This window comes from Bacillus sp. OTU530, assembly GCF_038440375.1.
The window spans coordinates 34,575-56,813 of sequence record NZ_JASATP010000012.1; the positions used below are offsets into that span (position 1 = coordinate 34,575).

The following is a 22,239-nucleotide window of genomic DNA, read 5'->3' on the forward strand; positions in this document are numbered from 1 at the left end:
CAATCAAATAGTATAAATTCCATTATTCAGACAAATCTCTCGTTTTTTATCATATTTATGAGGACATGGGAACTGAAAGGCATAGAAACAATGTAAGAAAGGAATATTCATTAGTTTAAAGTAGATATCAAAACATGTTCAATGAATTGACTAATAAGTATTTAAATAAAGTTATGGGGGATTTAAATGAGAGATGTTGGCATAGTAATGCCAGTTTATAAGCAAGATCCAGTCTACCTTGAGTTAGCATTACGATCAATTCTAGAACAAAGCTATCAAAGCTATTATTTTGTAATTGTTTCAGATGGTGCTCCTTCAGAAATCAATGATATCATAAAAAAAATAATAAAAGGAGACCAACGAGTACAATTTATTGTTAAAGAAAAGAACGAAGGAGTTGCAAAAGCATTAAATACAGGTTTCGATTTCTTAATGAATATCGAAGAAGTTAAATATCTCACTTGGGTTTCAAGTGACAATATTTATTTCTCTAATTTTGTAGAAGTGTTAAGAGCAGCATTAGTACAGGGAACAGCGGAACTTGGATTAGTTTATAGCAGCTTTCGGCACATTGATCACAACGGTAATCATATCTTAAATGAAGATCTGGTAGCTTTTAGAAAATTTCAAGAAAAGCCAAAAGAAAAACTTTTAGACTATTGTTACGTTGGAACATCGTTTATGTATAAAAAGCAATACGCAGCCATGATTAGCGGCTATTGGATGGAGCCTGTAGAGGATTACGAATATTGGCTTCGGTTAACTGAGCATTGTGAAATACAATATATTCCAGTTGAACTTATGGATTATCGAGTCTCATCACCACACAGTATTTCAGCTCAGTTACAAGGTTCAATAGTACAGCACCGTCGTTGGCGGTATACATTTAACTTAGCGAAACAACAAGCCCGTAACAGACGAGGAATTCCATTTGAAACAACAGTTATCTTTCCTGTTCAACAATTCTCTGATAAAGTTGTTACTCAATATGAACAAATTCTTGAACAATCTTATAGTAATTATAAGCTATTAATTCTCGATCTTTCTCCAAATTCAGATGTATCTAACGGACTAAAACACATTTCAGATCCTCGTGTTGCATTTTTCGAACTTTCGAATGTAAGTCTTGAAAAAGCTCTTATGTTTGGAATTGAAGCTGCCGATACACCATTTACATTATTATACGGCCTCGGCTATTTTCCAAAGGCATTGGACTCTTTCTCTATCTTAATAGATATGCATGATAAACTCTCAAAAAAACCTGAGTACGTTCATGTAGTTTCTACCTTTTTTTGGAATAGGCTAACCCACCCAAGGCAAAAGCTCTTTCCAACAAATGCCGGACCTGTTAGCTTTAATACATTTTCAGCACAACTAAAGCCACAATTTTGTGAGCTTTATCGGACTAAAATGCTTGAAGAGATCATCGTAAAGAAGAATAAAGGAGGATTAGAAAAAAATGAATAGACAGGAAAATTCACCTAAAATCTTTGCGAATTCAGTTCCAAAAAGTGGAACGAACCTGTTGATCCAAATTCTTTTAGCTATTCCCGGAATCAGTAAGTTTCCAAAAGGATATTTCGGCGGAATCTACAATTATAATTTTTCTCAACTAATAAAGCTAGAAAATGGTCAAATGGCATACGGACATGTTAACTACACACCAGAAAGGGCAGATATCATCGATACTCTAGGAATTAAGCATATTTTTATTAGTAGAGATTTACGTGATGTTATCGTATCTTACGCTCATTTTATTATGGATAAAAATCATGAGCATGAATTATATGATTATTTTAGTAATACTCTACAATCTCATTCCGATCGATTGATGGTATTGATAGAAGGTACTAATTTGAGTTACGGCAAATATCCAAGTACTTATGAACTATTTCGTCCGATTTACGATTGGAGAAATACTCCCAATACATGTAGTGTGAGATTTGAAGATTTAATGTTAGACAATACAACAAAAAGAAAAACGTTATATAAAATTGTTCAATTTTTATGGGAGGATCTACAATATTTAGGATTATCTCAACAAGAAGTTGTCGAGAATATGATTCGAAATATCAATCCCGAAGCATCCTTTACCTTTAGGAAAGGTAAAATTGGAAGTTGGAAGGAAGAGTTTACTGAAGCGCATAAGGAGGCGTTTAAAAAGGTTGCAGGGAAATTTCTAATTGAACTTGGCTATGAAAAAGACTACGATTGGTAACACATCAAACAATTCAACACAAGAATCAATAATAAATAGTAGGAAGGTACTAATTTTAATAAAAAGTACCTTCTATTCGCTATTTTAAATAGGATTTTTTAGATTATATAACATGTTTAAAAAATTTTCAGCATATTTATCCGGAGAAAAATGTTCTTCAATATGTTTGACACCGTTTAATCTGATTTTTTCCCTTAATTCACTATTTAGCATTAATTCTTTTGCTTCTTTCACTGCCTGATGGATGTTCCCTAGTTCAAAAAATTTTCCTGTTTCATTATGTTTTATAAAGCTCCGTACCCCATCTGAATCAGTTGATAGAACAGGACATCTGCAAATCATTGCTTCAAGAACTGCATATCCAAACCCTTCAACCTTTGAGGTTGAACACAAAAACCCTCCAGAGTCTCCAATGATTGAAAAGTGATCGGCCATCTTGGCATGAGGTTGATTTGCATAGATTGTAAGGTTATGTTGTAAATTTAGTTCATCAATTTTTTGTTCAAAAGCAATCCTTTCTGATTTTTCCCCTAACGTATTATCTTCAAACATCCAAAGTTGGATTGAAGGATTTTCTTTAATTAATTCAGCTCCAATCAAGAGAAAGTCCTTCCAGTTTTTGTTTTCTTCTATTCGTCCTACCCATCCAATAATTGGTTTATCATTTTTTGGGTGTATTTGATATCTAAATTCTTCTGAATTAAAACAGTTGTCAAAACAAAATTTTTTCTTAAAAGGGAAATTATTTTCAAATGCTTGAATAAGATGAGGTGTTTTGGGATATAAAATAGCGTCACAATAATTATTTATAATAGAAGAAGCATGATTTTTCAAAAAATAATCCGCATATTCCTTATTGAAGCCTAAACCTTGAATTTCATAAATCAGGGATCCTTGATATCCAAAATTCTTTATTTTTTGTAGAAGAAGAAGATCAGAGCCAACCACAATCGCTTCATAATTTCCGTTTAAAATGATGTTTTTAATTTCATCATCGTCGTTCGTCACAAAAACAGAAGTATCAATTTTGTTTTGGAGGCCTGTTCCTTTCTGTGTATATAAAAAATGACAGTTTATTCCCTTGCTATTCAATGCATAAAAACGTTGTCTATTTAATGTTTCAACTCCTCCGCTTGGAACAAAAAAAGTAAATAAGATATTCATGCTTCTGTTCAACAAATTTGTACTTTGAATTGTGTTCCATTTTGCACCTTCAATAACACCGTTGTTACCATTTTTAGTTGTATCATTGGCAATTACTCCAACACCTTCATCCAATTTCCAATAACCAAAAAGATCTACTTCTTTACCAGTAAGTGCTCTATTCATATTTTGTTGAATTTCAGATGGTTTCCTTGCTGTACGCCAAATTCGTATTTCTTTAAGAGCACCAATATAAAAACCATACGGTTCCACTCCTCCAAAAACGCCTGAAGGAACTACAGTTTTTTTTGTACTGCTTAACCCTTTTTTAATAAATTTTCCATTTACATATAAAGTGGGTCTTTTATTATCATATACAACTGCAATATGTGTCCAATCACTTAGTAAAGTTTTAAACGCTAAAGTTGCAGGTAAATGATTTTTTGTATGTTCATATACAGAGATACCATTTATCCCTACAGAAACTCCAACACCTGCTCGTGAAGTATCCCCATCCCTGTATGCACCATAAACCGGTGTAATGGCAAACCGCTGACCCGATGTGCCTGAAATACCACTTGTAGACTCTGTATCAACTTTATGAGTAGCTTCTGGTTTTACCCAAAATTCTATAGTAAATGTATTTTGAATACTTGCAAATAATTGTTCATGTGTCGTTACAATGCCATTACCCTCGAATGCAAGAAAAACATTGTGTAACATAATTAAATTCCTCCTCAACTTTGACTATATTTATATTTTAGAATTTTTCATGAGCACACATCCGTCTTAGAAATTGTTCAAATTTATCTTGAATGGTTATAAAGCTTAATAAGAAGGAAAATCTATTTTAAGTAATTTTGAACCATCTATAAGTATATGTATATCGTATGGCAGAATTGTGTCTAAGATACCTACAAATTAGTAAAATCTGTCCATGCCATCCGGAAAAAATCGCAAAGCAATTGAGTTTTATGTTAGAAAATCAAGCAAACGTTGTATATTCTCCTGTAATTTTAATCGATTCTCAAAGCAAACCAATCAGTCAAGCAACAGGAGTTTCTTATTCCGACTAAGGCATTATTTTTTTTAGACATGGTGATTGAGGTATCTCTTCAAGGAGAAATTTTGAATGAATGGAATGTTTTGGGCAATAATCCATGGGAACAGTTTTTCCGTAAGACTGATTATCGAAAAATACCGACAACAAAACCGCATCAATCTCATCCTAATTATGTTTTTGAAATAGGAAATGATATTTGGGTTACCCGCTGTCTGCAAAAAGATGCCATATGCTTAACTAAATCCAATCGGATAATCAATATTGGACGTGAACTTGTTCATGATGGCGTTGTTTTTGGCGAATCAATTTATTTTACCCAAGTTGACGGACATGTCGTAGTCGTTGATATTCATAATCACGAAGTGATACAAGTGCATAACTTAAACAAAATGACGGATACAAACATGCCTTTGGGGTGGTGCAGAGGAATAAAAATAATAGATCATGATAAAGTGATTGTAGGGTTTACAAGAATACGACCAATAAAAAAAACTAGACCTGACGGCGAAGTGCTTTGGGAGGGGGGATACGGGGTTTTACCTACAAGAATTGTTTGTTATGATTTAAAAAATGGAAAGCAATTGTGGGAACAACAGCTTGAAGATTATGGCATGAATGCTATTTATTCGATTCATAGTGAAAGTAAATATAGCATATGGGAAAATTGGAATTTGAAACTATTTTGCAAATAAGGGAAGCAGGAGCACAGCAAGTAAATGTCTAATTTAATTTATTTCTATGTTCCTGAGCATATATTTTCTTGTTTCAAAATCCCAGTGTTACAAGGGGTATCTCTATTGATTATATATGTGTTTATCCACTTCAACATTATTAGGCGATCGAATGCTTAATTCTTTCGCAACGAATCTATATCCACCCATTTTTTCCTACAATCCTATTTTTTTAAAATTTCAGTGCATATAGGTTAATTAATGTAATAGCTCCTATAAGAAACAAAAGTCCCCGGATTTCTATTAAATTCGGAAGGGTGTTCTGATTTAATATAATAAACACTACATTGTACGAAGCTACCAACTAAACTTAAATATTATTTTCGTGCTTTAGCTGTTTCATTTTCTTTATATTTGAATTTAATAGTATATAACTTTTAGTACAGCTCCCTTCTTCTCACAATAGGATGCATAAGTAAAAAGAGAGCTGTTTTGAGGGAGGTTCAACAATGAGAAAACTCATCGTTTTTTCGTTTATCGGTTTTTTAGCTCAGCTAATTGATGCTAGATTTCTAGCGCTTCTTGTTGTCATTCCTGTACTAACTCTAGTACAACTAAAAAGACTTATAGTTAGTTATAAGCACAAATGTGTTAAAAGGTGAACAAGTATGGAGACAACCAGGAAAGTATTTGCATATAAAGATAATATATACATGTAAATACAGTAATGCTATGCCCTTTGATAGGGCAATTATAATTTTGATTGTTTACAAATCTAGAAGATATAAATGTAATGTCTTAAAGTAAGAATTCCACTCGGTTTGATTTTTACGGTTGTCTCTGTTTACTCATTCCATACTTTTGACCATTTCATACTTGAAGGAGGAAGCTTTTTGAACGAACAAAACAATATATTTCATTATCCTTTTACAATTACAAAAAAGGAACGGCAAAATTTACATGGGCATAAGAGCTGTGTTCTTTGGTTTACAGGTCTATCAGGTTCCGGAAAATCGACTATTGCCAATGCTGTTGAAAATAAACTATACGGGCTAGGTATTTCCACCTATATTCTTGATGGGGACAACCTTCGGAAGGGATTAAATCAGGGTCTTGGGTTTTCTGCTGAAGATCGAAAAGAAAACATTCGTCGTGTGGGGGAAGTCGCCAAATTATTTGTAGATTCTGGCATTGTCGTGTTAGCAACATTTATTTCACCATACCGCAGCGATCGTGAGACGATAAGAAATAACATGGATCATGGTGAATTCATCGAAGTTTATGTAGATTGCTCTCTAGAAAACTGTGAGAAGAGAGATCCAAAAGGCTTATACAAAAGGGCTAGAAAAGGTGAAATAAAAGAGTTTACTGGCATCTCTTCTCCTTATGAAAAACCTGTGAATCCAGAAATTATTCTCGATTCTAATCAATACTCGGTAGAAGAATGCGCTTTGCAGGTCATAGATTTTCTAAAGGCTAATCATTATCTATCAATCTAAGTGGTACTCAAGTTAGAAAAATGCTTTATAACGCCCAATCCTTGCCTCTTGAACTCACTAGACCAGAAGTAGCGAAAATATTGATTAAAGGGGTAAAGCAACTTGAAAAAGGCAGCATATTATGAGCTGCTAAACATAAACCTAGAGTTAGAACGGAGAAACTTAATCGATCCTGATCCTATACTACTTCCTTTTCTTCTCCCTTTTTCCAATATCACCTTTCAAATATTACTTTTGCAAACGCACTCCAATACATTTACAAATTTATCAAATTTATTTCTCTAAATAAATTGCCTCTTTAAATTTGGATGTATTATGCATTTTGCATTTTTCTCCATACTTTGAATGCAAGGAAGGTGCGCAAGATTATGGAAAGTAACTCCTTTTTCAGAAATCAAAAAGGGATTTTGTTTGTTTTAAATAATATAGGTGGTGGAACAGAACATTATCAGAATCTTTATATTGAGAAGATTAAGCAGAAAGTTAGAATTTACAAACTAAAGTTCAGGAATAACTCCTTTTGCATTGAGGACTTCAACAATGTAAATTCCGTTCCTATTATTTTAAAATTAAAAGATTGCAATCATCAAACATTCCAAAATCTATTGAGAGGATTGGATATTGATTTAATATATATCAATCATCTGATTGGTTTTCCTGTATTTAAAATGATGGATTTAATTCAATATTCAAAAGTTAAATATCTGTATTTTATCCCTGATTTCTTTTGTGCATGCCCATCATTTAATTTAATTAATAGTAAAGGGATCTATTGTAACAGCGAAACAGATATACAGGTGTGCCAGCAATGTTTAAATAGTGTGGGTAGAAGAAATATTTATATTTACAAAGTCAATATTCAAGAATGGAGAAGTCGTTTTCTATCTTTTTTTTCGGATGCTCAAGAAGTTATAGCACCGAGCAATAGTACAAAAGAAATCGTACAAAAATATTATCCTAACATCCCTATCACTGTTCATGAACCTACTATCTCTCCTACGATTTACTACACATTCAATCCACAATTTATAAAAGAAGCTACATTAAACATCGCATTTATTGGGGCTATTTATCAAAATAAAGGATCTGCTATCCTATATGAGCTAAAAGATGCTATTAATAAGGAGAAGCTGCCTATTTGTATTAAGGTTATTGGTATAACTAACATTCATAAACACTTTATAAGCCCCGATAAAAGGTTCCTTGTGACAGGGCAATACAATAACGAAGAGCTACCTAATCTTCTCGCCAAACATAAGGTGTCTATCGTTGTAATCTCTTCCATATGCCCTGAAACATTTTCTTATACAACCCACGAGGCCCTGGCATCAGGTTATCCAGTCATAGCATTTAACTTAGGGGCCCCTGCTGAAGCAATTAAAAAACATGGCGGAGGTTGGGTTGTAGAACCTATAAACAGTGATAGCATTCTTCAGCTGCTTAAAAAACTTTTGGCAAACCGAGATGAAATTCTCCAAAAAGCAAAGGAATTAGTAAATACCTAACTCTGCAAACAAAAAGCTCTTTAAACTCTCTCTAAAATTTCTCACTACATCGTATGGCCTCCAGCTAGAAGTTTATATACTAAAGACTAGCAAGCCCTTCCCTTGGCGAAGACAGAGGCCTAGCGGCACTTATACTGTATCGTTTCTAGCTGGAAATTTATACTTTCTTACAGTACAAAAAAGCAACTAGTTTTTAAACCAGTTGCTCTCTTATTACAATATAACTGTAATTAACCTAAAACATGATACCCCGCATCCACGTGAATATTCTCGCCCGTAATACCACGAGATAAATCACTCATTAAGAACAACGCAGTATCCCCAACTTCCTCCTGCGTTACATTGCGGCGAAGCGGTGCCTTCTCTTCGATCTCCTTCAGGATGCTGTTGAACTCGCCGATTCCTTTTGCAGACAAGGTCCGAATCGGTCCAGCAGAAATAGAGTTCACGCGAATGCCCTGCGCTCCTAAATCGTTTGATAAATATCTTACGCTTGCATCAAGCGCTGCTTTTGCTACACCCATTAAGTTGTAGTTTTTCACAACGCGCTCGCCGCCAAGATACGTTAATGTAACGATGCTGCCGCCTTCTGTCATAAGCTCCTGTGCTACCTTTGCTACTGCCGTTAAGGAGTATGCGCTAATATCTAGTGAAAGCGCAAAGCCGTCACGGGATGTATCTACATAACCGCCTTTTAAGTCTTCTTTATTTGCAAATGCAATACAGTGTGCTAGCCCGTGAATTGTGCCGACCTGCTCTTTGATATCAGCAAAGCAGCGCGCGATATCTTCATCGCTTGTCACGTCACAAGGTAAGATGATAGCGTTTTGTCCTTCTAATGTTGCTGCTAAATCACGAACGCTTTGACCAAGACGCTCGCCTGCGTATGTAAAAATTAAGTTTGCTCCCGCATTATGCAAGGAACGCGCAATGCCCCATGCGATGCTGCGTTGGTTGGCTACGCCCATTACTACGATATTTTTTCCTTTTACGTTAAGAAGCTCCATATTTTTGTCCTCCTAAATTTGTATAATAAACTAACACTAGTTATTAGTACCTGATACTATTTTTATTGTAGCATACTTTATTTCAGATGAAAACGATGTCTACTAAACTTTTTCTCCTTCTCTCCAGTCTTTCCCTTCTTCTTTTCTTAATATAATCCTGTTTGTGGAAAAAACAATATATTTGCAAACTCGTTAAAATTCGATAAGATGGTAATAGCGTCTAATTTTCAAAAAGAAAGACGCACACAGCTTTGAAAGCTATACTTTCTGATTTTCAGACATAGAAGGGATTATCATATGGAAAAAGACAATGCACGGGGATATCAGATAGACTATGGATTAATTACGATTTTACTTTTGATTGCGGCGGTTAGCTGTCTTGCCATCAAAAGCGCACAGCCTTCATTGCCGCCATCGCTGCAAAATGTAAATTTCGTAGCAAAGCAAATTCAATGGTACGTAATTGGCGTTATTGCAATTGGCGTTACAATGATTATCGATTTTGACCGATATAAGCAAATTTCTTGGTATTTATACGGTTTTGCGATGATTCTTTTGCTCGGTCTGGAATTTAAAGTACCAGGTTCACAAACGATTAAGGGGGCAACCGCTTGGTATACCCTTCCAGCTGGTCTTGGGAACTTCCAGCCGTCTGAGCTTATGAAGCTTTTCATGATTCTTGTACTAAGCCGGATACTTACGAACCATAAAGAGATGTATCCAAATCCAACACCGGAGGAGGATTTAAAACTTCTCGGCAAGATCTTTGGTGCAAGTCTCCCGCCGCTGCTGCTGATTGCAAAAGAGCCCGATTTAGGGAATACGATGGTAATGACATCCATTATTGTTGCAATTATTGTCGTCTCTGGCATTCGCTGGCGCTTTATTCTAGGATTGACCGGCATTACCGTTGGTGCTGGCTCTATTCTTGTGTACATTTATTTTGCGCATACTGCGTTCTTTAAAGAGCATATTCTAAGGGAATATCAGCTTGACCGCTTTTATGGCTGGCTCGCTCCATACGAATATGAACGACAAGGCTATCAGCTGCGGCAAGCCATCTTAGCTACCGGTTCAGGCGAATTATATGGGAAAGGCTATCAAGGTGGAGAGGTGTACTTCCCGGAGCCTCATACAGACTTTATTTTCACGAATATTGCCGAGCAATATGGATTTTTTGGGGGCAGCGTCGTCATTTCACTGTTTTTCCTGCTCATTTACCGTATGATCCATATCGCACTTGAAAGCAATGAACCGTTTGGCAGCTATTTATGCGCAGGAACGATTGGGATGTTCACATTTCAGGTGTTCCAAAACATCGGGATGACAATCGGCCTGCTTCCTATTACCGGCATTACGCTGCCTTTTATGAGCTACGGGGGCAGTTCCCTTTTGACGTATATGATTGCGATTGGCTTTATTTTAAATGTTCGTTCTCGGACAAGGAAATATATGTTTGATTAAGTCTGTCCTTTTTGCAGGACAGGCTTTTTCTTTGTACAATAGAAGGAAAAAAGTGGGTGTGATATATGTACGATGTAATTGGAGATATTCATGGCTGTTATGAAGAGTTTGTCACGTTAACAGAGCAGCTTGGCTATGATTGGGAAAGTGGTATCCCTATCCATCCCCATGGAAGAAAACTCGTCTTTGTTGGAGATTTAACAGATAGAGGTCCAAAATCATTAGAAACAGCAGCACTTGTGTGGGAACTTGTGGTACATCAAAAGCAAGCGTATTATTCACCGGGAAACCATTGCAATAAACTGTATCGCTTCTTTATTGGCCGCAAAGTTCAACAAACCCATGGTTTAGAAACAACAGTAGCAGAATATGAAGCGCTAGGGCGGCGCGAGCAAAAAACAATTCAAAAAAAGTTTATCGATTTGTATGAGTCCTCCCCATTATATCATGTGTTAGATGAGGGAAAGCTCGTCACATGTCATGCCGGCATTCGGCAAGATTACATCGGAAGAGAAGGAAAAAAGGTAGAGACATTTGTTCTATACGGGGATATTACAGGGGAAAAGCACCCCGACGGCTCACCAGTGCGGCTTGACTGGGCGCAGCGTTATACAGGAGATGCCTGGATTATATATGGCCACACACCAGTTCGAGAGCCGCGTTTCGTAAACAAAACCGCCAATATCGATACAGGCGCAGTCTTCGGCGGCAGGCTGACAGCGCTGCGCTATCCTGAAATGAGTACTGTATCTGTTCCATCCTCCATGCCATTTGTAACCGAGAAATTCAGAAGCTTCGACTGAAAAAACGGACTCGACTTGTTTCTTAAATGCTTGATCATATGTTTTGTTGATTTCTCCCATAAGAAAATCCCCTCCATAGTAGATAGATTAAGGGGCCTCCTTTTTCCTGTCTACTATAAGGGGATCATATTACTGTCAGGATGCTCTTTTAATACCTGCTCCATATCATCTGGCAGCGGTGCGATAAATGTCATCATTTTCTCAACGATAGGATGATAAAACGTTAGCATTTTGCTATGAAGCGCTTGTCTATCTATTCTGTCTCTTCTGCCTCCGTACAAATCGTCTCCAAGAAGCGGATGACCGAGATGTGCCATATGAACCCGAATTTGATGGGTCCTTCCTGTTTCAAGCTCTAAGGCAACATGTGTTATATTACCGTATTTGTTCACAACTCGAAAGTGCGTAACAGCACGTTGGCCACTCTCATGGACAATCCGTTCAATAATACTTTCTTCTTTTCTCGCGATCGGCGCGTCAATCGTTCCAGTTTCCTGTTCCATAACGCCATGTACAAGCGCCTCATATGTACGGTGCACAGCTTTTTGTTGATGCTGCTGCGAAAGCAGATGGTGAATAAAGCGATTTTTTGCAACAAGCATCAGTCCGGATGTATCACGGTCCAGCCGAGTAACGACGTGAACCGTATTCGGAAGCTGCTGCTGATCATAATAATGCAGCAAAGCATTAGCAACCGTTCCACTCGGATGCTCCCGTGACGGAATGGTTGCCATATAGGGACGCTTATTGATAACTATAACATGTTCATCTTCATATATAATGTCAAGCGGGATATTTTCGCTTATCATCCCTTTTCCTCTCTCTTCGGGAGGAAACGAGATGACAAGTTCTTCTCCTGCCTTAAGTATATGACGAACAGTTGCATGCTGGCCATTGATTTGAATCGCTCCGCCACGAAACTTGATATCCGTCAGCGCTGCCTTTGAAATGCCCTTTTCTCGCAAATACTCACGGACTAGCATTCCTTCTTTCTTTGATGTGATGGTCCATTTTAGTATAGTCAAGTGGCATAACCCTTTCTACCTATCAGCAACAAATGAATCGCGCACCCGTTTCCAAAAAGGAAATGGCCTAAAGCGCACGAAGCGTACCTTTTGATTGGCAACACGGCATTGAATGGATTTCACATCTTGATGAGAGAGTGTCAAATGATCAATTGTAATTCGCAAGTCCATGTCTGTTACCGGCTTTAAAACACATGTATGATGCTTTGGTAATACGAGCGGTGAGCCGACTGTCCGAAAAACACGGTTGTTAATCGATGCCATCTCCGTGAGCTGTATCGCTTCAAGAGACGGATGAATAATAGCGCCACCAAGAGCCTTATTGTAGGCCGTGCTTCCAGAAGGAGTAGAAATACAAAGTCCGTCACCTCGGAAAGTTTCAAAGTATTCGCCCCGGATTTCCACATCAATGACAAATGTCCCTTCACTGCTTTTTACGGTTACCTCATTTAACGCTAAATACTGCGACTCTTTGCTGCCATCTAAGTAGCGGATAATCACCTCTAGAAGCGGATATTCTACGACTTGAAACGGCGTTTTCGCAATCGCAATTACTAGCTTTTCCACTTCGTTCGGCAGCCAATCGGCATAAAAGCCAAGATGCCCTGTATGCACACCAACAAACGCAGTATTCTCAAGGCGATGAGAATAGCGGTGAAAGGCTTGAAGCAGCGTACCATCCCCTCCAACAGAGATAACAATCTCTGGCTCCTGCTCATCATTGACAAACTCAAAGTCCTGCAAATATTCGCGCATCGTATTCATAAGTAAATTCGATGCTTGGTCTCCCTTTGACATGATTGCAAAGTTCATCGGTCAACACAACACCCTTCAAAAAATTATTCTGATTCTTGCTTTCGCGAAAACACCTTGTGTGCTTCCTGAATTTCATCACGGATGGAGGACATCTCTTCATCAAGCCGAGATGCGGCCTCCGCTGCATGCTGCAAACGCAGCTGTATATCCTTTGGAAAACGTCCGCGGTATTTATAGTTTAAAGAATGCTCGATTGTTGCCCAAAAATTCATTGCTAACGTACGAATTTGCAACTCAACAAGTACCTTTTTTTCACCGCGAATCGTTTGAACAGGATAACGGATAACAACATGGTAAGAACGATAACCGCTGGCCTTGACCTGCGTCACATAATCACGTTCCTCCACAATCTCAAAATCATTGCGTTTGCGAAGCAGTTCAACAACCGGTTTAATGTCATCAACAAACTGACACATCATACGGAGCCCGGCGATATCCTGCATTTCCTCTTCCAGCCTATCCAATGGAATACTCCTTTTAATGGATTTATCGATAATGCTGGCAACTGATTTTACCCTGCCGGTAACAAATTCAATAAGAGAGTGCTCGGAAAGCATTTCAAATTGCGAGCGCATCCCCCTTAGCTTTACTTTCAATTCCCCTACAGCCTGTTGATAAGGCGCCAAAAATTCTTCCCAGTTCCGATTCAATTTGACCACCGTCCAACATCTATAATAAAAAGACCTCTTCGACCCTTTTTACCAATTCCTCTCCGTAATTGGCGTTTCCTTCAATGTTTTGAACAAGGTATCCAATCTCTTCCTTCAGCTGTGTAAGCGGCACTTGCACCCCATTAATAACAGCAACCGCCTCCTGATTCGCGTCAAGCCCTTGCTTTAAATCCGGCCACAGCGTATGAGGAATACTTACATATACATATTCTTGTTCATTTTCTAAAATATATAAAAAAGCAAACAGATCAGAATCTACTAGAACATGTTCTCTTGGCTGTAACTCTTCCGCGTTTATAGTTGTATTTTCTGCATAAAAAATAAGAGCCTGTTTTTGTTGTTCGACGCTCTTTATGTCAATCTTCTTTTGCATCTTTGAATTCCTCCAACACAGTATGTAACTCCTTTAGAATCATGTTTATTGTAACACAACCGACGCCTGAACAAATAAAACATTGAATCAAAATTCTTAAAAAGGGATAATAGAGCCAGAAACATAAGGAAAGGAGCTACCAACTATGTCGCAAGAAATTGAAATTGAATTTAAAAACATGTTAACAAAGGAGGAATTTCACCGACTATGTGAGTCGTTTGCGATAACAACCTTCATAGAACAGGTAAATCATTATTTTGAAACCTCTTCATTTTCTTTAAAGGAAAAAAGCTCTGCACTGCGCATTCGTGAAAAAAATGGAGCATACACAATCACCTTAAAGCAGCCGGCAGTAACTGGGTTGCTGGAAACACACCAAACCGTGACAAAGCAGGAAGCGGAGTGGATGATGGAAACAGGTACTATGATTCCAGGAGCTGTGTATGATCAACTTCTTCTTCTTGACATTCCGGTCGAGCAGCTCCAGTATTATGGCAGCCTAACAACGCAACGGGCAGAGATGCTATACGAAAACGGAACTCTCGTCTTTGACCATAGTTTCTACTTTCATCATGATGATTATGAATTAGAGTATGAAGTGCAAACTGAAGAGACAGGAAAGAAAAGCTTCCTGCATTTATTAGCACAATACAATATCCCTGTTCGCCCAACAAAAAATAAGGTGCAACGCTTTTTTCTTGCAAAACAAAACATATCGCAATAAACTAGCAAAGGGCTATGCTACTGCAGATGTGGATGCAATCCCGAATAGAGCCTATTCCTAAGCTTCAGTGTATAACAGTACCTTTTTCCATTCGCGTAGAAAGATGGGAAGAGGCTGTGAGAGCTAGACAACAAAGCAAATTATATTTTTTGAAAGGGTAAAAAAAAAAGCCCTACTTCTTCATCGAAGTAAAGCCTGCTGAGCTCTTTATGGTATTTGTCTCCCTGGTCTGATGAAAGCCTGAAACACAAAAGGGGCTTTATCACGAAGGATAAAAATAAGAAGCGGTATAAATTGAAATATTGGATCTGGTGGAAACGAAAATGGGAAAAACATAATAATAGGTTCAGCTTCTGAAACAGGGTCTGTTGTTGGATCATTCCAAATCATCCCTTTTTCCAGAAGTTCTTCACAGCGTGACGGGGTTAATGTTTGAAACGAAATATCATTTTCGTAGCATATTACTAGTAAATCAGACGGCATCCTCTCACCTGGTTCACAAAACTTACTAAAAGTTACAATCAAACATTGAAGTTTGGCATCTCCTTTCGGAAACGTGTACCTCACAGGATTCTCACGCTAGGGGACTGCTTTCGCTCAAACAATAGGTGTCACCTGTCTCTGTAAAGACAACCATAACATTGTTCCAGTTAAACGGGATCCTTAGTTATACATCCTGTAAGCACAAAACCTCAATATATTTTTTTGATAATAACCCATTTTTTAGTAATTAGAAACAACCAGTTTTCACCTCCTTACTACTAGGAGATGCAACTTGCCTTCCATTGGTGTGGACAAGCAGAATACATCAATAGCCTATTTTAAACAAATGATAATAAATGCTGTAGATAAAGAAAACTCGCCGACTGGCGAGCCCTGCCTTTAGGCGAAGACAGAGGCGTAGTTGCCCTTATACTGCATTCCTAAAATTTTCGACTACGTCGAATTCACTCCTAGCCGGAAATTTATACTTTCTTAAAATGATTAAAAAATTTTATTACAATTCGCATTATTTGCTCTTATCATAAGGAGATTGCTACAATAAATATACTTTTACGGGGAAAGGAGCAGAGCTGTATGAACGGAAATCATATCTCACCATTTGAAGCAATCGGCGGCGAAAAGGGGATCACAGCGTTGGTTGATACATTTTATTCTTATGTAAGCCGTCATCCGGATTTATCTCCCATTTTTCCGAATGACTTGACAGAAACCGCGCGAAAGCAAAAGCAATTTTTAACGCAATATTTAGGTGGACCAAGTTTATATACAGAGGAGCATGGTCACCCCATGCTGCGTGCGCGGCATCTACCGTTTCCAATCACGCCGAAACGCGCAAAGGCATGGCTTGCTTGTATGGAAAGAGCAATGAATGATACAGGAATACATGGTCCCATTCGTGATTTTGTCTTTGAACGCCTGACTTTAACAGCAAACCATATGATTAACACACCAGATGAAACAGGTGAGGCATAATGAACAAAACGAAATTTGATGCAGCAAACCCCGCAACCTCCCACAAATGTGGGAAAAAGCCGGTGGAGGCCTTTTTATTTATTGATCCACTCTGCATGGACTGCTGGTCAATTGAACCGCTAATTATGAAGCTATGGCTGGAGTACGGCAACTATTTTACAATCCGGCATATCTTAACTGGGAAGGAGGAAGCAGCTGCTATTTCTCCAGCACACAAATGGAATAAACCTGCTCATATTCGATTTGTGTGGGAGAATACATCAAGCCTTCATGGTCTTTCCTGTGATGGTAAATTAAATAGGCGCCATTCCTCCTCCTCACCATACATGACTTCCATTGCCATTAAAGCAGCAGAGCTGCAAGGAAGAAGAGCGGGCATGAAATTTCTCCGCACATTGCAGGAATCGGTGTTTTTACAAAGAGAAGCACATCCAAATAAAGAGCTATTGCTCGTTTGTGCAGAAAAAAGTGGAATTGATATGGAAGAGTTTAAACATGATTTATGTTCTATGAGTGCAACAAAGGCATTTCAATGTGATTTAAAGTTTACAAATGAAATGTATGTGACAGAAATCCCTTCTCTTATATTCTTTCATTCCAATTCTGAACAAGAGGGTTTAAAGCTATCTGGCATGTATCCTTACGATGTATACGTGCAAGTCTTACAGGAGCTTGTACATGAAGACTTAATTCCAGAACCGTTGCCTTCTTTAGAAAAGTTTTTACAACAATATGCTTTTACATTTGCGGATGAAATGGCTGTTATTTATAATCGGTCGCTATCAGAAGCAATGCGCGAAATGAGACAGCTTCTCTTAACAGGAAAAGCCATCCAAACGATATCAGAAAAAGAAGTATATTGGCGATACAATGTAAAAGAAAAGGACCCGGCATAGTCGGGTCCTTTCTTTTACGGCTTATAAAAATATTAAAGGGGATGGGAGAAATTTTCACGTTCAAACAAAGGGGTATATGTTTGTTGTGAATTCGTTCACAGTTATTATACTACAACATTCGACTCTCTTTGACAACATTTTTAGTTGTTATTTCACAAAAACGTCACATTCTAAACCGCGCCATCCGACTCTCTTTGACAATATTCTACACTTATAATCCCGCCAAAAATGCCACATTCTAAATCCTTTTCGCTTTGAATATACTTGATTAAAGAAAATTCGCCGACTGGCGAGCCCTGCTCTTGGGCGAAGACAGAGAGGTAGTTGCACTCACACTGTACTCCTAAAATTTCCAGATATGTCGAATTCACTTCTAGCTAGGAATTTATACTTTTTTACAGTGTAGGCGGAAAGGGGGTGGAAAAGAACATTGGGTAAATATAAGTTCTTTGGAAGTATAGCATTTTTACTTATAACATTTTCTCTCTATATTTTATCGTTATTGAAGACATTTCCCCTTGTTTTATCTATCCCACTCTTGTTCGGAGCTATTCTGTTCTTGGTTCTCCTTATTAACGAACGCAAAAGATTTAAAGGCTTTAAGCCTTAGAAAAAGCACGACTTGGGCGAAGACAGAGGCGTAGCCCTACTTATACTTTATTCCTAAAATTTCTCGCCACGTCGAATGGCCTCCCGGTTAGAAATTTAGACTTTCTTAAAGTATAAAATGCAACAAACCCGTCAAGCTCTGCTTGACGGGTTTGTTGCGGTTATTTTGAAAAGGCACTTAGCATCCAAACATGCTTTTCCAATACAGTATGAATTGCTAAAAACATGTCCGCGGTTGTTTCATCTCCCGCTTCCGCTGCAATATTCATTCCTTCTTTCAACTCGGAAATTACCGTAGAATAGTCATTGACAAGAATTTGGACCATTTCTTCCGCCGTTTCATTACTTGTACTTTCTTCAATAGTAGAAACTCCTAAGTATTCCTTCATCGTTGCAAGAGGTTGTCCCTTTAGAGCTAAAATACGCTCAGCTAACTCATCAATATAGTTAGCAGCTTCTGTATATAATTCTTCAAACTTTGTATGCAGCGTAAAGAATTGTGGTCCTTTCACGTACCAATGAAAATTATGCAGCTTTACATACAACACATTCCAGTTAGCCACTTGCTTGTTCAGCTCATTCACTACATTTATATCTACTTTAGTACTCATATAATCTCCCACCTTTTCTTTAATTATAATAATTATTATTTAATAATTATGTTTAAATTATAACATGTTTTCTAAAAAACTCAAGCAATCTAGTCGTACTTTAACAACTTTAGTATTCCCTTTAAACAAAGATCATATAAAGAAAACTCGCCGATTGGCGAGCCCTGCCCTTGGGCGAAGACAGAGGTGTAGTTGCCCTTATACTGTATTCCTCAAATTCTCCTACAGTAAAAAATGCCCTCCAAATCACCTGCTGGGGGCATTTTTTACGTTCTATCAGCTTTTGCAGAAAGAGTACCCCTGCTTTAACTTCGTAAAGCGTAGGGAGGGAATTCAAACAAATATACCAGCCAACAAAGGCCCGAGCAAACAAGTTAAAACGGCAGTCAGTGTCATTGTTACTGAACCGACAACTCCTTCTCGTTCATCGCGTTTCATTGATTGCGCGACACCCATAATATGGGACGAACACCCTACACCAATTCCTTTTCCGATAAAGTTCGTTACACCACTCCATTTTAATAGGAGCGGCCCCATCATCATTCCCGTTATCCCTGCTATCATTACGAATGCTGCTGTTAAGGATGGAATACCGCCAATTTGCTCCGATACACTCATCGCAACTGGCATCGTTACCGATTTAGGCAACGCAGTGAGAATCAGGCTGCTATCTGTTCCAAACATACGCGCGATGACCGCCTCACTGCTAATAGCTACAACCGTCCCTACAATCACTCCACCGCTAATCGGTACTACGTATTTCTTTAAGACACGCCGTTGTTTATACAACGGAATCGCAAAAGCAACGATACCTGGCCCAAGAAGCTTTGTAATCCAATCCCCTCCATTCTTCATATATGCTTCATAGGGGATATGAAATATGAGCAGACATGCAATGATGAGGGCGGTCGCAGTGAGCACCGGCATTGTAAGAGGAGTAGGAACCCACTTATATAGTTGCTTGCTTACCCTATATAGCACAATCGTAAAAATGATCCAGCCAAGCGCATACAATATATTCAAGATACATCCTTCTCCCTTCTCTTCGCGAGGTATTGTCCAGTATGTCCCGCAACAATAATAATTAGCAGCGTACTGATCATTGCGGTGACAAATAAGCTGCCTCCTTTTTGTATAAGAAAGGAGCCGTATTGCATTAACCCAACCGTAGACGGAAGCAATAGAAATGGCATAATTGCCACAAGCTTTTCTCCCCCTAACTCAAACCAACGCAATGGCAAAATCTTTACCGACAACAGTACAAGCAATAGGAACATCCCGATTAGGCTGCCTGGAATCGCAAGGTGAAGAGCTTGTTGAATCCAAGACCCTAGTATATAAAAAATGGATAACAGCCCTATTTGCAGTATAATAGCTACAGCCTTCAATTCTTTCGCCCCCTACTTTGTGAAAGTTCAAACATAAATATACCTAATCCCTCTTAACACACTTCCGTTCTGCCGCTCCTTCTCAAACAGAACATCCTGATTTTACTATCGGAGAAATGTAATATAATTTCATTATATGAAAGATATCTCGTACCGCTCTTAATTTAGTAAGTAAATCTAACAACCTTTCTTTGATTTCGGATAAAATAATGTTATAAAATCTAACTTAATATCCAGAAAACGCCTTCAATCTTCCTGCATGTCATTCCATCAATAGCAAAGTTTTCTTACATATGTAAAATCGCCAACTGGCGAGCCGTTAGGCGAAGACAGAGGCGTAGTTGCCCTTATATTTTATTCCTAAAACTTCTCGCTACGTCGAATGGTCTTCCAGCTAGAAATTTATACGTTCTTAACGCAAAAAAAACAGATGTGGTCTAGAAAGCTCCCACATCTGCTCTGACTTTGATTTTTTACTAGCTTAACCGAAAATTGCTTTAGCTACTCTTACTTTGTCACTGTAATTCTCCCATTATTTGTTGTTAGTTTAATTACATGTGTGCCTTTGCCAATCACTGCATTACCCTCGTATTTGTCAAGGATATCAATATGCCCATTATCTACATGCACATCAAACGCCACATCCACAGGATCCTTCTCTGTTTGAATCTCGATGCTTCCATTGTTGCTGCCAAGCTGCATCATCCGTTCTAAGTCCTTTGTGACAACAAAAATCCTTCCATTTGACGTTTTCCCTTTAATGGTTCCCTCCACATACTCTAATTGGATTTTTCCATTATCTGATTCTACATCAACAGCATTGGCCCCAATATGCTTTAATGTAATCATTCCGTTGTTCAGCTCTGCCTTTACGTTGTTAGCATTCACTTTCTCTACTTTCACGCGTCCATTATTGCTGTCAATTTGCAGCGATTCATATACCTTTTCAGGTAAAAGTACTTTTACCGTTAGCGGCTTGAAGCGAAAATCAAAATTAAAAAGCTTGAGCTTCTGGCTTTCTAATTTAACAGCAAGGGTCGTTCCTTCTACCTCAGCAGAAAACCTCTGTTTCATATGATCATTTCCCGTGCCTGACAACGAAACTGTAGCCGCCGCATCTGTTGTTGGGAGGATTTCGATGGCTGCATTACCCGCTTCTACCTGTACCGCGGTAATGTTAGGATTATCAATCACTTTTTCTTCTGAAATAGAAGATTGCTTCTCTAGCGAACCGAATGTTATAAAAGCTCCTATTACACCAACCAACAAAAATGCTAGTGCAAGGAGAGACAATTTTTTTATATTACTCACGTTTTAGCCCACCCTTCACAAGTGCCATGTTAAATTTTAAATAACGTACAAACCCGCTCGTTACAGCCTTTGTTGCAAAAAACATACCAATTGCAATAAACAACCCGATTCCGCAAAGCGCACAGGATACGAACAGATCAAAAAATTCAAAGGTTTCTGGAGTAATGACTGCATTCACCAGAACAAGCAGCGGTGAGAGAACAAATGCCGCACCTACTGCCCAACCGGAAAACATGACGCCGACTAAAGCAATAAATGGCCCCATCACGATAACAAAGTTGAAAAAGCCTAATCCAATAACAGCCCATACAGCGCGCATAATATTTCCTGCGGTCGTACTTGTTTCTACCTTCTCAAGATGGTGAGAAGCAGATAACTCTCTAGCGATTTGACTTGGAGAACCGAGGGAAGCTGTCATTTCTTCTTCTGTTTTCCCCTCTTCTCTCCCTATAGCGAAGTACTCTTCGTAATCTTGCAAAATATCCTGCCGTTCCTCTGTAGAAATTCCTTTTAAATTTCCCTCTAATTGCTTTAGAAATTGTTCCTTATTCATCATAGCCACCTTCTTTAATTAATTGATTTACACCATTCGAAAATTCATTCCATTCTGCAATCAGCTCATGAAGATATGTTCTTCCTTTTTCCGTTAGCTTGTAATATTTACGCGAAGGGCCTTCTGACGATTCTTGTAAGTACGTTGTAAAGTATTCTTCTTTTGTTAATCGTCTTAACAGCGGATATACAGAGCCTTCAGATATTTCAATTTGATCTGAAATTTTCTGCACTAATTCATATCCGTAACGATCCTGCTTATCTAATAGCACAAGCACACACAATTCCAACACACCTTTTTTAAATTGCACATTCAATGTAAAATCACCCTATCTATTATTATTCAGTACTATTTATTATATAGTACTAAGCCATGATGAATACTTCTGTGATAAAAATATATCATCCACTACT

24 protein-coding genes are annotated in these 22,239 nt (G+C 38.1%); 11 read left to right on the forward strand and 13 right to left on the reverse strand.

The annotated features are described in order from the left end of the window. Positions 1 to 186: 186 nt before the first annotated feature. Positions 187 to 1,467, forward strand: a complete 1,281-nt coding sequence (locus tag AAHB12_RS11210) for a glycosyltransferase (protein ID WP_342045380.1) — start codon at positions 187 to 189, stop codon at positions 1,465 to 1,467. Further along, positions 1,460 to 2,218 carry a sulfotransferase domain-containing protein gene (locus tag AAHB12_RS11215; RefSeq protein ID WP_342045381.1) on the forward strand — a complete coding sequence of 253 codons (759 nt, stop codon included), beginning with the start codon at positions 1,460 to 1,462 and terminating at the stop codon, positions 2,216 to 2,218. Before AAHB12_RS11210 ends, AAHB12_RS11215 begins: the two co-directional genes overlap by 8 nt. Before the next feature lie 84 nt (positions 2,219 to 2,302). Here the strand turns inward: AAHB12_RS11215 and AAHB12_RS11220 are convergent, their stop codons facing one another. Continuing rightward, a complete protein-coding gene (locus tag AAHB12_RS11220) occupies positions 2,303 to 4,084 on the reverse strand; it encodes a glycosyltransferase (protein WP_342045382.1) in 1,782 nt (593 codons plus the stop codon). 405 nt (positions 4,085 to 4,489) lie between these two features. Between AAHB12_RS11220 and AAHB12_RS11225 the strand changes: the two genes are divergently transcribed. The 4 genes from AAHB12_RS11225 to AAHB12_RS11235 all read left to right on the forward strand — a co-directional run bounded on the left by AAHB12_RS11225 (position 4,490) and on the right by AAHB12_RS11235 (position 8,099). Beyond that, positions 4,490 to 5,116, forward strand: a complete 627-nt coding sequence (locus tag AAHB12_RS11225) for a hypothetical protein (protein ID WP_342045383.1) — start codon at positions 4,490 to 4,492, stop codon at positions 5,114 to 5,116. Between the two features lie 872 nt (positions 5,117 to 5,988). Further along, positions 5,989 to 6,594 (forward strand): adenylyl-sulfate kinase, encoded by a 606-nt coding sequence (cysC, locus tag AAHB12_RS11230; RefSeq protein WP_342045384.1) that lies wholly within the window; start codon positions 5,989 to 5,991, stop codon positions 6,592 to 6,594. Between the two features lie 20 nt (positions 6,595 to 6,614). After that, positions 6,615 to 6,719, forward strand: coding sequence for a hypothetical protein (locus AAHB12_RS31760; RefSeq protein ID WP_446715550.1), 105 nt, complete (start codon positions 6,615 to 6,617; stop codon positions 6,717 to 6,719). A 243-nt stretch (positions 6,720 to 6,962) separates the two neighbouring features. Continuing rightward, on the forward strand, positions 6,963 to 8,099 hold the full coding sequence (locus AAHB12_RS11235; RefSeq protein ID WP_342045385.1) for a glycosyltransferase family 4 protein: 1,137 nt from the start codon (positions 6,963 to 6,965) through the stop codon (positions 8,097 to 8,099). A 230-nt stretch (positions 8,100 to 8,329) separates the two neighbouring features. Here AAHB12_RS11235 and fabI read toward each other — a convergent pair whose 3' ends face one another. Beyond that, positions 8,330 to 9,106, reverse strand: a complete 777-nt coding sequence (fabI, locus tag AAHB12_RS11240) for an enoyl-ACP reductase FabI (RefSeq protein WP_129729040.1) — start codon at positions 9,104 to 9,106, stop codon at positions 8,330 to 8,332. Between the two features lie 297 nt (positions 9,107 to 9,403). Here fabI and AAHB12_RS11245 point away from each other — a divergent pair, with 297 nt between their 5' ends. Together AAHB12_RS11245 and prpE are read left to right on the forward strand one after the other, a co-directional pair. Further along, on the forward strand, positions 9,404 to 10,570 hold the full coding sequence (locus AAHB12_RS11245; RefSeq protein ID WP_129729041.1) for an FtsW/RodA/SpoVE family cell cycle protein: 1,167 nt from the start codon (positions 9,404 to 9,406) through the stop codon (positions 10,568 to 10,570). 65 nt (positions 10,571 to 10,635) lie between these two features. After that, complete coding sequence (gene prpE / locus AAHB12_RS11250; protein WP_342045386.1) at positions 10,636 to 11,373, forward strand: bis(5'-nucleosyl)-tetraphosphatase PrpE; 738 nt, start codon at positions 10,636 to 10,638, stop codon at positions 11,371 to 11,373. 113 nt (positions 11,374 to 11,486) lie between these two features. On the opposite strand, the gene AAHB12_RS11255 is transcribed toward prpE, so the two are convergent. From AAHB12_RS11255 to AAHB12_RS11270, 4 genes are read right to left on the reverse strand one after another with little or no spacing between them, the layout of a single operon-like run. Continuing rightward, the gene (locus tag AAHB12_RS11255; protein ID WP_342045426.1) at positions 11,487 to 12,356 is read right to left on the reverse strand and encodes an RluA family pseudouridine synthase; all 870 of its coding nucleotides are present in this window, start codon (positions 12,354 to 12,356) and stop codon (positions 11,487 to 11,489) included. A 57-nt stretch (positions 12,357 to 12,413) separates the two neighbouring features. Continuing rightward, positions 12,414 to 13,211, reverse strand: a complete 798-nt coding sequence (locus AAHB12_RS11260) for an NAD kinase (protein WP_129729043.1) — start codon at positions 13,209 to 13,211, stop codon at positions 12,414 to 12,416. Between the two features lie 26 nt (positions 13,212 to 13,237). Further along, a complete protein-coding gene (locus AAHB12_RS11265) occupies positions 13,238 to 13,864 on the reverse strand; it encodes a GTP pyrophosphokinase (protein WP_129729044.1) in 627 nt (208 codons plus the stop codon). A 19-nt stretch (positions 13,865 to 13,883) separates the two neighbouring features. After that, positions 13,884 to 14,258, reverse strand: a complete 375-nt coding sequence (locus AAHB12_RS11270; protein WP_129729045.1) for a UPF0738 family protein — start codon at positions 14,256 to 14,258, stop codon at positions 13,884 to 13,886. 145 nt (positions 14,259 to 14,403) lie between these two features. On the opposite strand from AAHB12_RS11270, the gene AAHB12_RS11275 reads away from it, so the two are divergent. Then, the gene (locus AAHB12_RS11275) at positions 14,404 to 14,982 is read left to right on the forward strand and encodes a CYTH domain-containing protein (protein ID WP_129729046.1); all 579 of its coding nucleotides are present in this window, start codon (positions 14,404 to 14,406) and stop codon (positions 14,980 to 14,982) included. A 207-nt stretch (positions 14,983 to 15,189) separates the two neighbouring features. Here the strand turns inward: AAHB12_RS11275 and AAHB12_RS11280 are convergent, their stop codons facing one another. Next, the gene (locus tag AAHB12_RS11280) at positions 15,190 to 15,465 is read right to left on the reverse strand and encodes a hypothetical protein (RefSeq protein ID WP_129729047.1); all 276 of its coding nucleotides are present in this window, start codon (positions 15,463 to 15,465) and stop codon (positions 15,190 to 15,192) included. Positions 15,466 to 16,059: 594 nt separating this feature from the next. Between AAHB12_RS11280 and AAHB12_RS11285 the strand changes: the two genes are divergently transcribed. Beyond that, entirely contained in the window at positions 16,060 to 16,458 is a 399-nt protein-coding gene (locus AAHB12_RS11285) for a globin domain-containing protein (protein WP_129729048.1), read from the forward strand. Beyond that, entirely contained in the window at positions 16,458 to 17,354 is an 897-nt protein-coding gene (locus tag AAHB12_RS11290) for a ClpXP adapter SpxH family protein (RefSeq protein ID WP_342045387.1), read from the forward strand. Before AAHB12_RS11285 ends, AAHB12_RS11290 begins: the two co-directional genes overlap by 1 nt. A gap of 770 nt (positions 17,355 to 18,124) precedes the next feature. Here the strand turns inward: AAHB12_RS11290 and AAHB12_RS11300 are convergent. The 6 genes from AAHB12_RS11300 to AAHB12_RS11325 all read right to left on the reverse strand — a co-directional run bounded on the left by AAHB12_RS11300 (position 18,125) and on the right by AAHB12_RS11325 (position 22,142). Beyond that, positions 18,125 to 18,574 carry a Dps family protein gene (locus tag AAHB12_RS11300; protein ID WP_342045388.1) on the reverse strand — a complete coding sequence of 150 codons (450 nt, stop codon included), beginning with the start codon at positions 18,572 to 18,574 and terminating at the stop codon, positions 18,125 to 18,127. A 333-nt stretch (positions 18,575 to 18,907) separates the two neighbouring features. Beyond that, positions 18,908 to 19,600, reverse strand: a complete 693-nt coding sequence (locus AAHB12_RS11305; protein WP_342045427.1) for an LrgB family protein — start codon at positions 19,598 to 19,600, stop codon at positions 18,908 to 18,910. Beyond that, positions 19,594 to 19,962, reverse strand: a complete 369-nt coding sequence (locus AAHB12_RS11310; protein WP_342045389.1) for a CidA/LrgA family holin-like protein — start codon at positions 19,960 to 19,962, stop codon at positions 19,594 to 19,596. The genes AAHB12_RS11305 and AAHB12_RS11310 overlap by 7 nt, the downstream gene beginning before the upstream one ends. 507 nt (positions 19,963 to 20,469) lie before the next feature. Then, positions 20,470 to 21,273 carry a DUF4097 family beta strand repeat-containing protein gene (locus AAHB12_RS11315; protein WP_342045390.1) on the reverse strand — a complete coding sequence of 268 codons (804 nt, stop codon included), beginning with the start codon at positions 21,271 to 21,273 and terminating at the stop codon, positions 20,470 to 20,472. Next, a complete protein-coding gene (locus AAHB12_RS11320) occupies positions 21,266 to 21,826 on the reverse strand; it encodes a DUF1700 domain-containing protein (protein WP_129729055.1) in 561 nt (186 codons plus the stop codon). Before AAHB12_RS11320 ends, AAHB12_RS11315 begins: the two co-directional genes overlap by 8 nt. Then, on the reverse strand, positions 21,819 to 22,142 hold the full coding sequence (locus AAHB12_RS11325; protein WP_129729056.1) for a PadR family transcriptional regulator: 324 nt from the start codon (positions 22,140 to 22,142) through the stop codon (positions 21,819 to 21,821). The genes AAHB12_RS11320 and AAHB12_RS11325 overlap by 8 nt, the downstream gene beginning before the upstream one ends. Positions 22,143 to 22,239 lie beyond the last annotated feature (97 nt).

Coding starts and splice junctions, on each gene's coding strand:
- AAHB12_RS11235 (WP_342045385.1), top strand. CDS start 6,963: ATGGAAAGTAACTCCTTTTTCAGAAATCAAAAAGGGATTTTGTTTGTT.
- AAHB12_RS11285 (WP_129729048.1), top strand. CDS start 16,060: ATGAACGGAAATCATATCTCACCATTTGAAGCAATCGGCGGCGAAAAG.
- AAHB12_RS31760 (WP_446715550.1), top strand. CDS start 6,615: ATGCTTTATAACGCCCAATCCTTGCCTCTTGAACTCACTAGACCAGAA.
- prpE (WP_342045386.1), top strand. CDS start 10,636: ATGTACGATGTAATTGGAGATATTCATGGCTGTTATGAAGAGTTTGTC.
- AAHB12_RS11290 (WP_342045387.1), top strand. CDS start 16,458: ATGAACAAAACGAAATTTGATGCAGCAAACCCCGCAACCTCCCACAAA.
- AAHB12_RS11255 (WP_342045426.1), bottom strand. CDS start 12,356: ATGCTAGTCCGTGAGTATTTGCGAGAAAAGGGCATTTCAAAGGCAGCG.
- AAHB12_RS11300 (WP_342045388.1), bottom strand. CDS start 18,574: ATGAGTACTAAAGTAGATATAAATGTAGTGAATGAGCTGAACAAGCAA.
- AAHB12_RS11260 (WP_129729043.1), bottom strand. CDS start 13,211: ATGAACTTTGCAATCATGTCAAAGGGAGACCAAGCATCGAATTTACTT.
- fabI (WP_129729040.1), bottom strand. CDS start 9,106: ATGGAGCTTCTTAACGTAAAAGGAAAAAATATCGTAGTAATGGGCGTA.
- AAHB12_RS11220 (WP_342045382.1), bottom strand. CDS start 4,084: ATGTTACACAATGTTTTTCTTGCATTCGAGGGTAATGGCATTGTAACG.
- AAHB12_RS11210 (WP_342045380.1), top strand. CDS start 187: ATGAGAGATGTTGGCATAGTAATGCCAGTTTATAAGCAAGATCCAGTC.
- AAHB12_RS11280 (WP_129729047.1), bottom strand. CDS start 15,465: ATGCCGTCTGATTTACTAGTAATATGCTACGAAAATGATATTTCGTTT.
- AAHB12_RS11270 (WP_129729045.1), bottom strand. CDS start 14,258: ATGCAAAAGAAGATTGACATAAAGAGCGTCGAACAACAAAAACAGGCT.
- AAHB12_RS11320 (WP_129729055.1), bottom strand. CDS start 21,826: ATGAATAAGGAACAATTTCTAAAGCAATTAGAGGGAAATTTAAAAGGA.
- AAHB12_RS11215 (WP_342045381.1), top strand. CDS start 1,460: ATGAATAGACAGGAAAATTCACCTAAAATCTTTGCGAATTCAGTTCCA.
- AAHB12_RS11275 (WP_129729046.1), top strand. CDS start 14,404: ATGTCGCAAGAAATTGAAATTGAATTTAAAAACATGTTAACAAAGGAG.
- AAHB12_RS11245 (WP_129729041.1), top strand. CDS start 9,404: ATGGAAAAAGACAATGCACGGGGATATCAGATAGACTATGGATTAATT.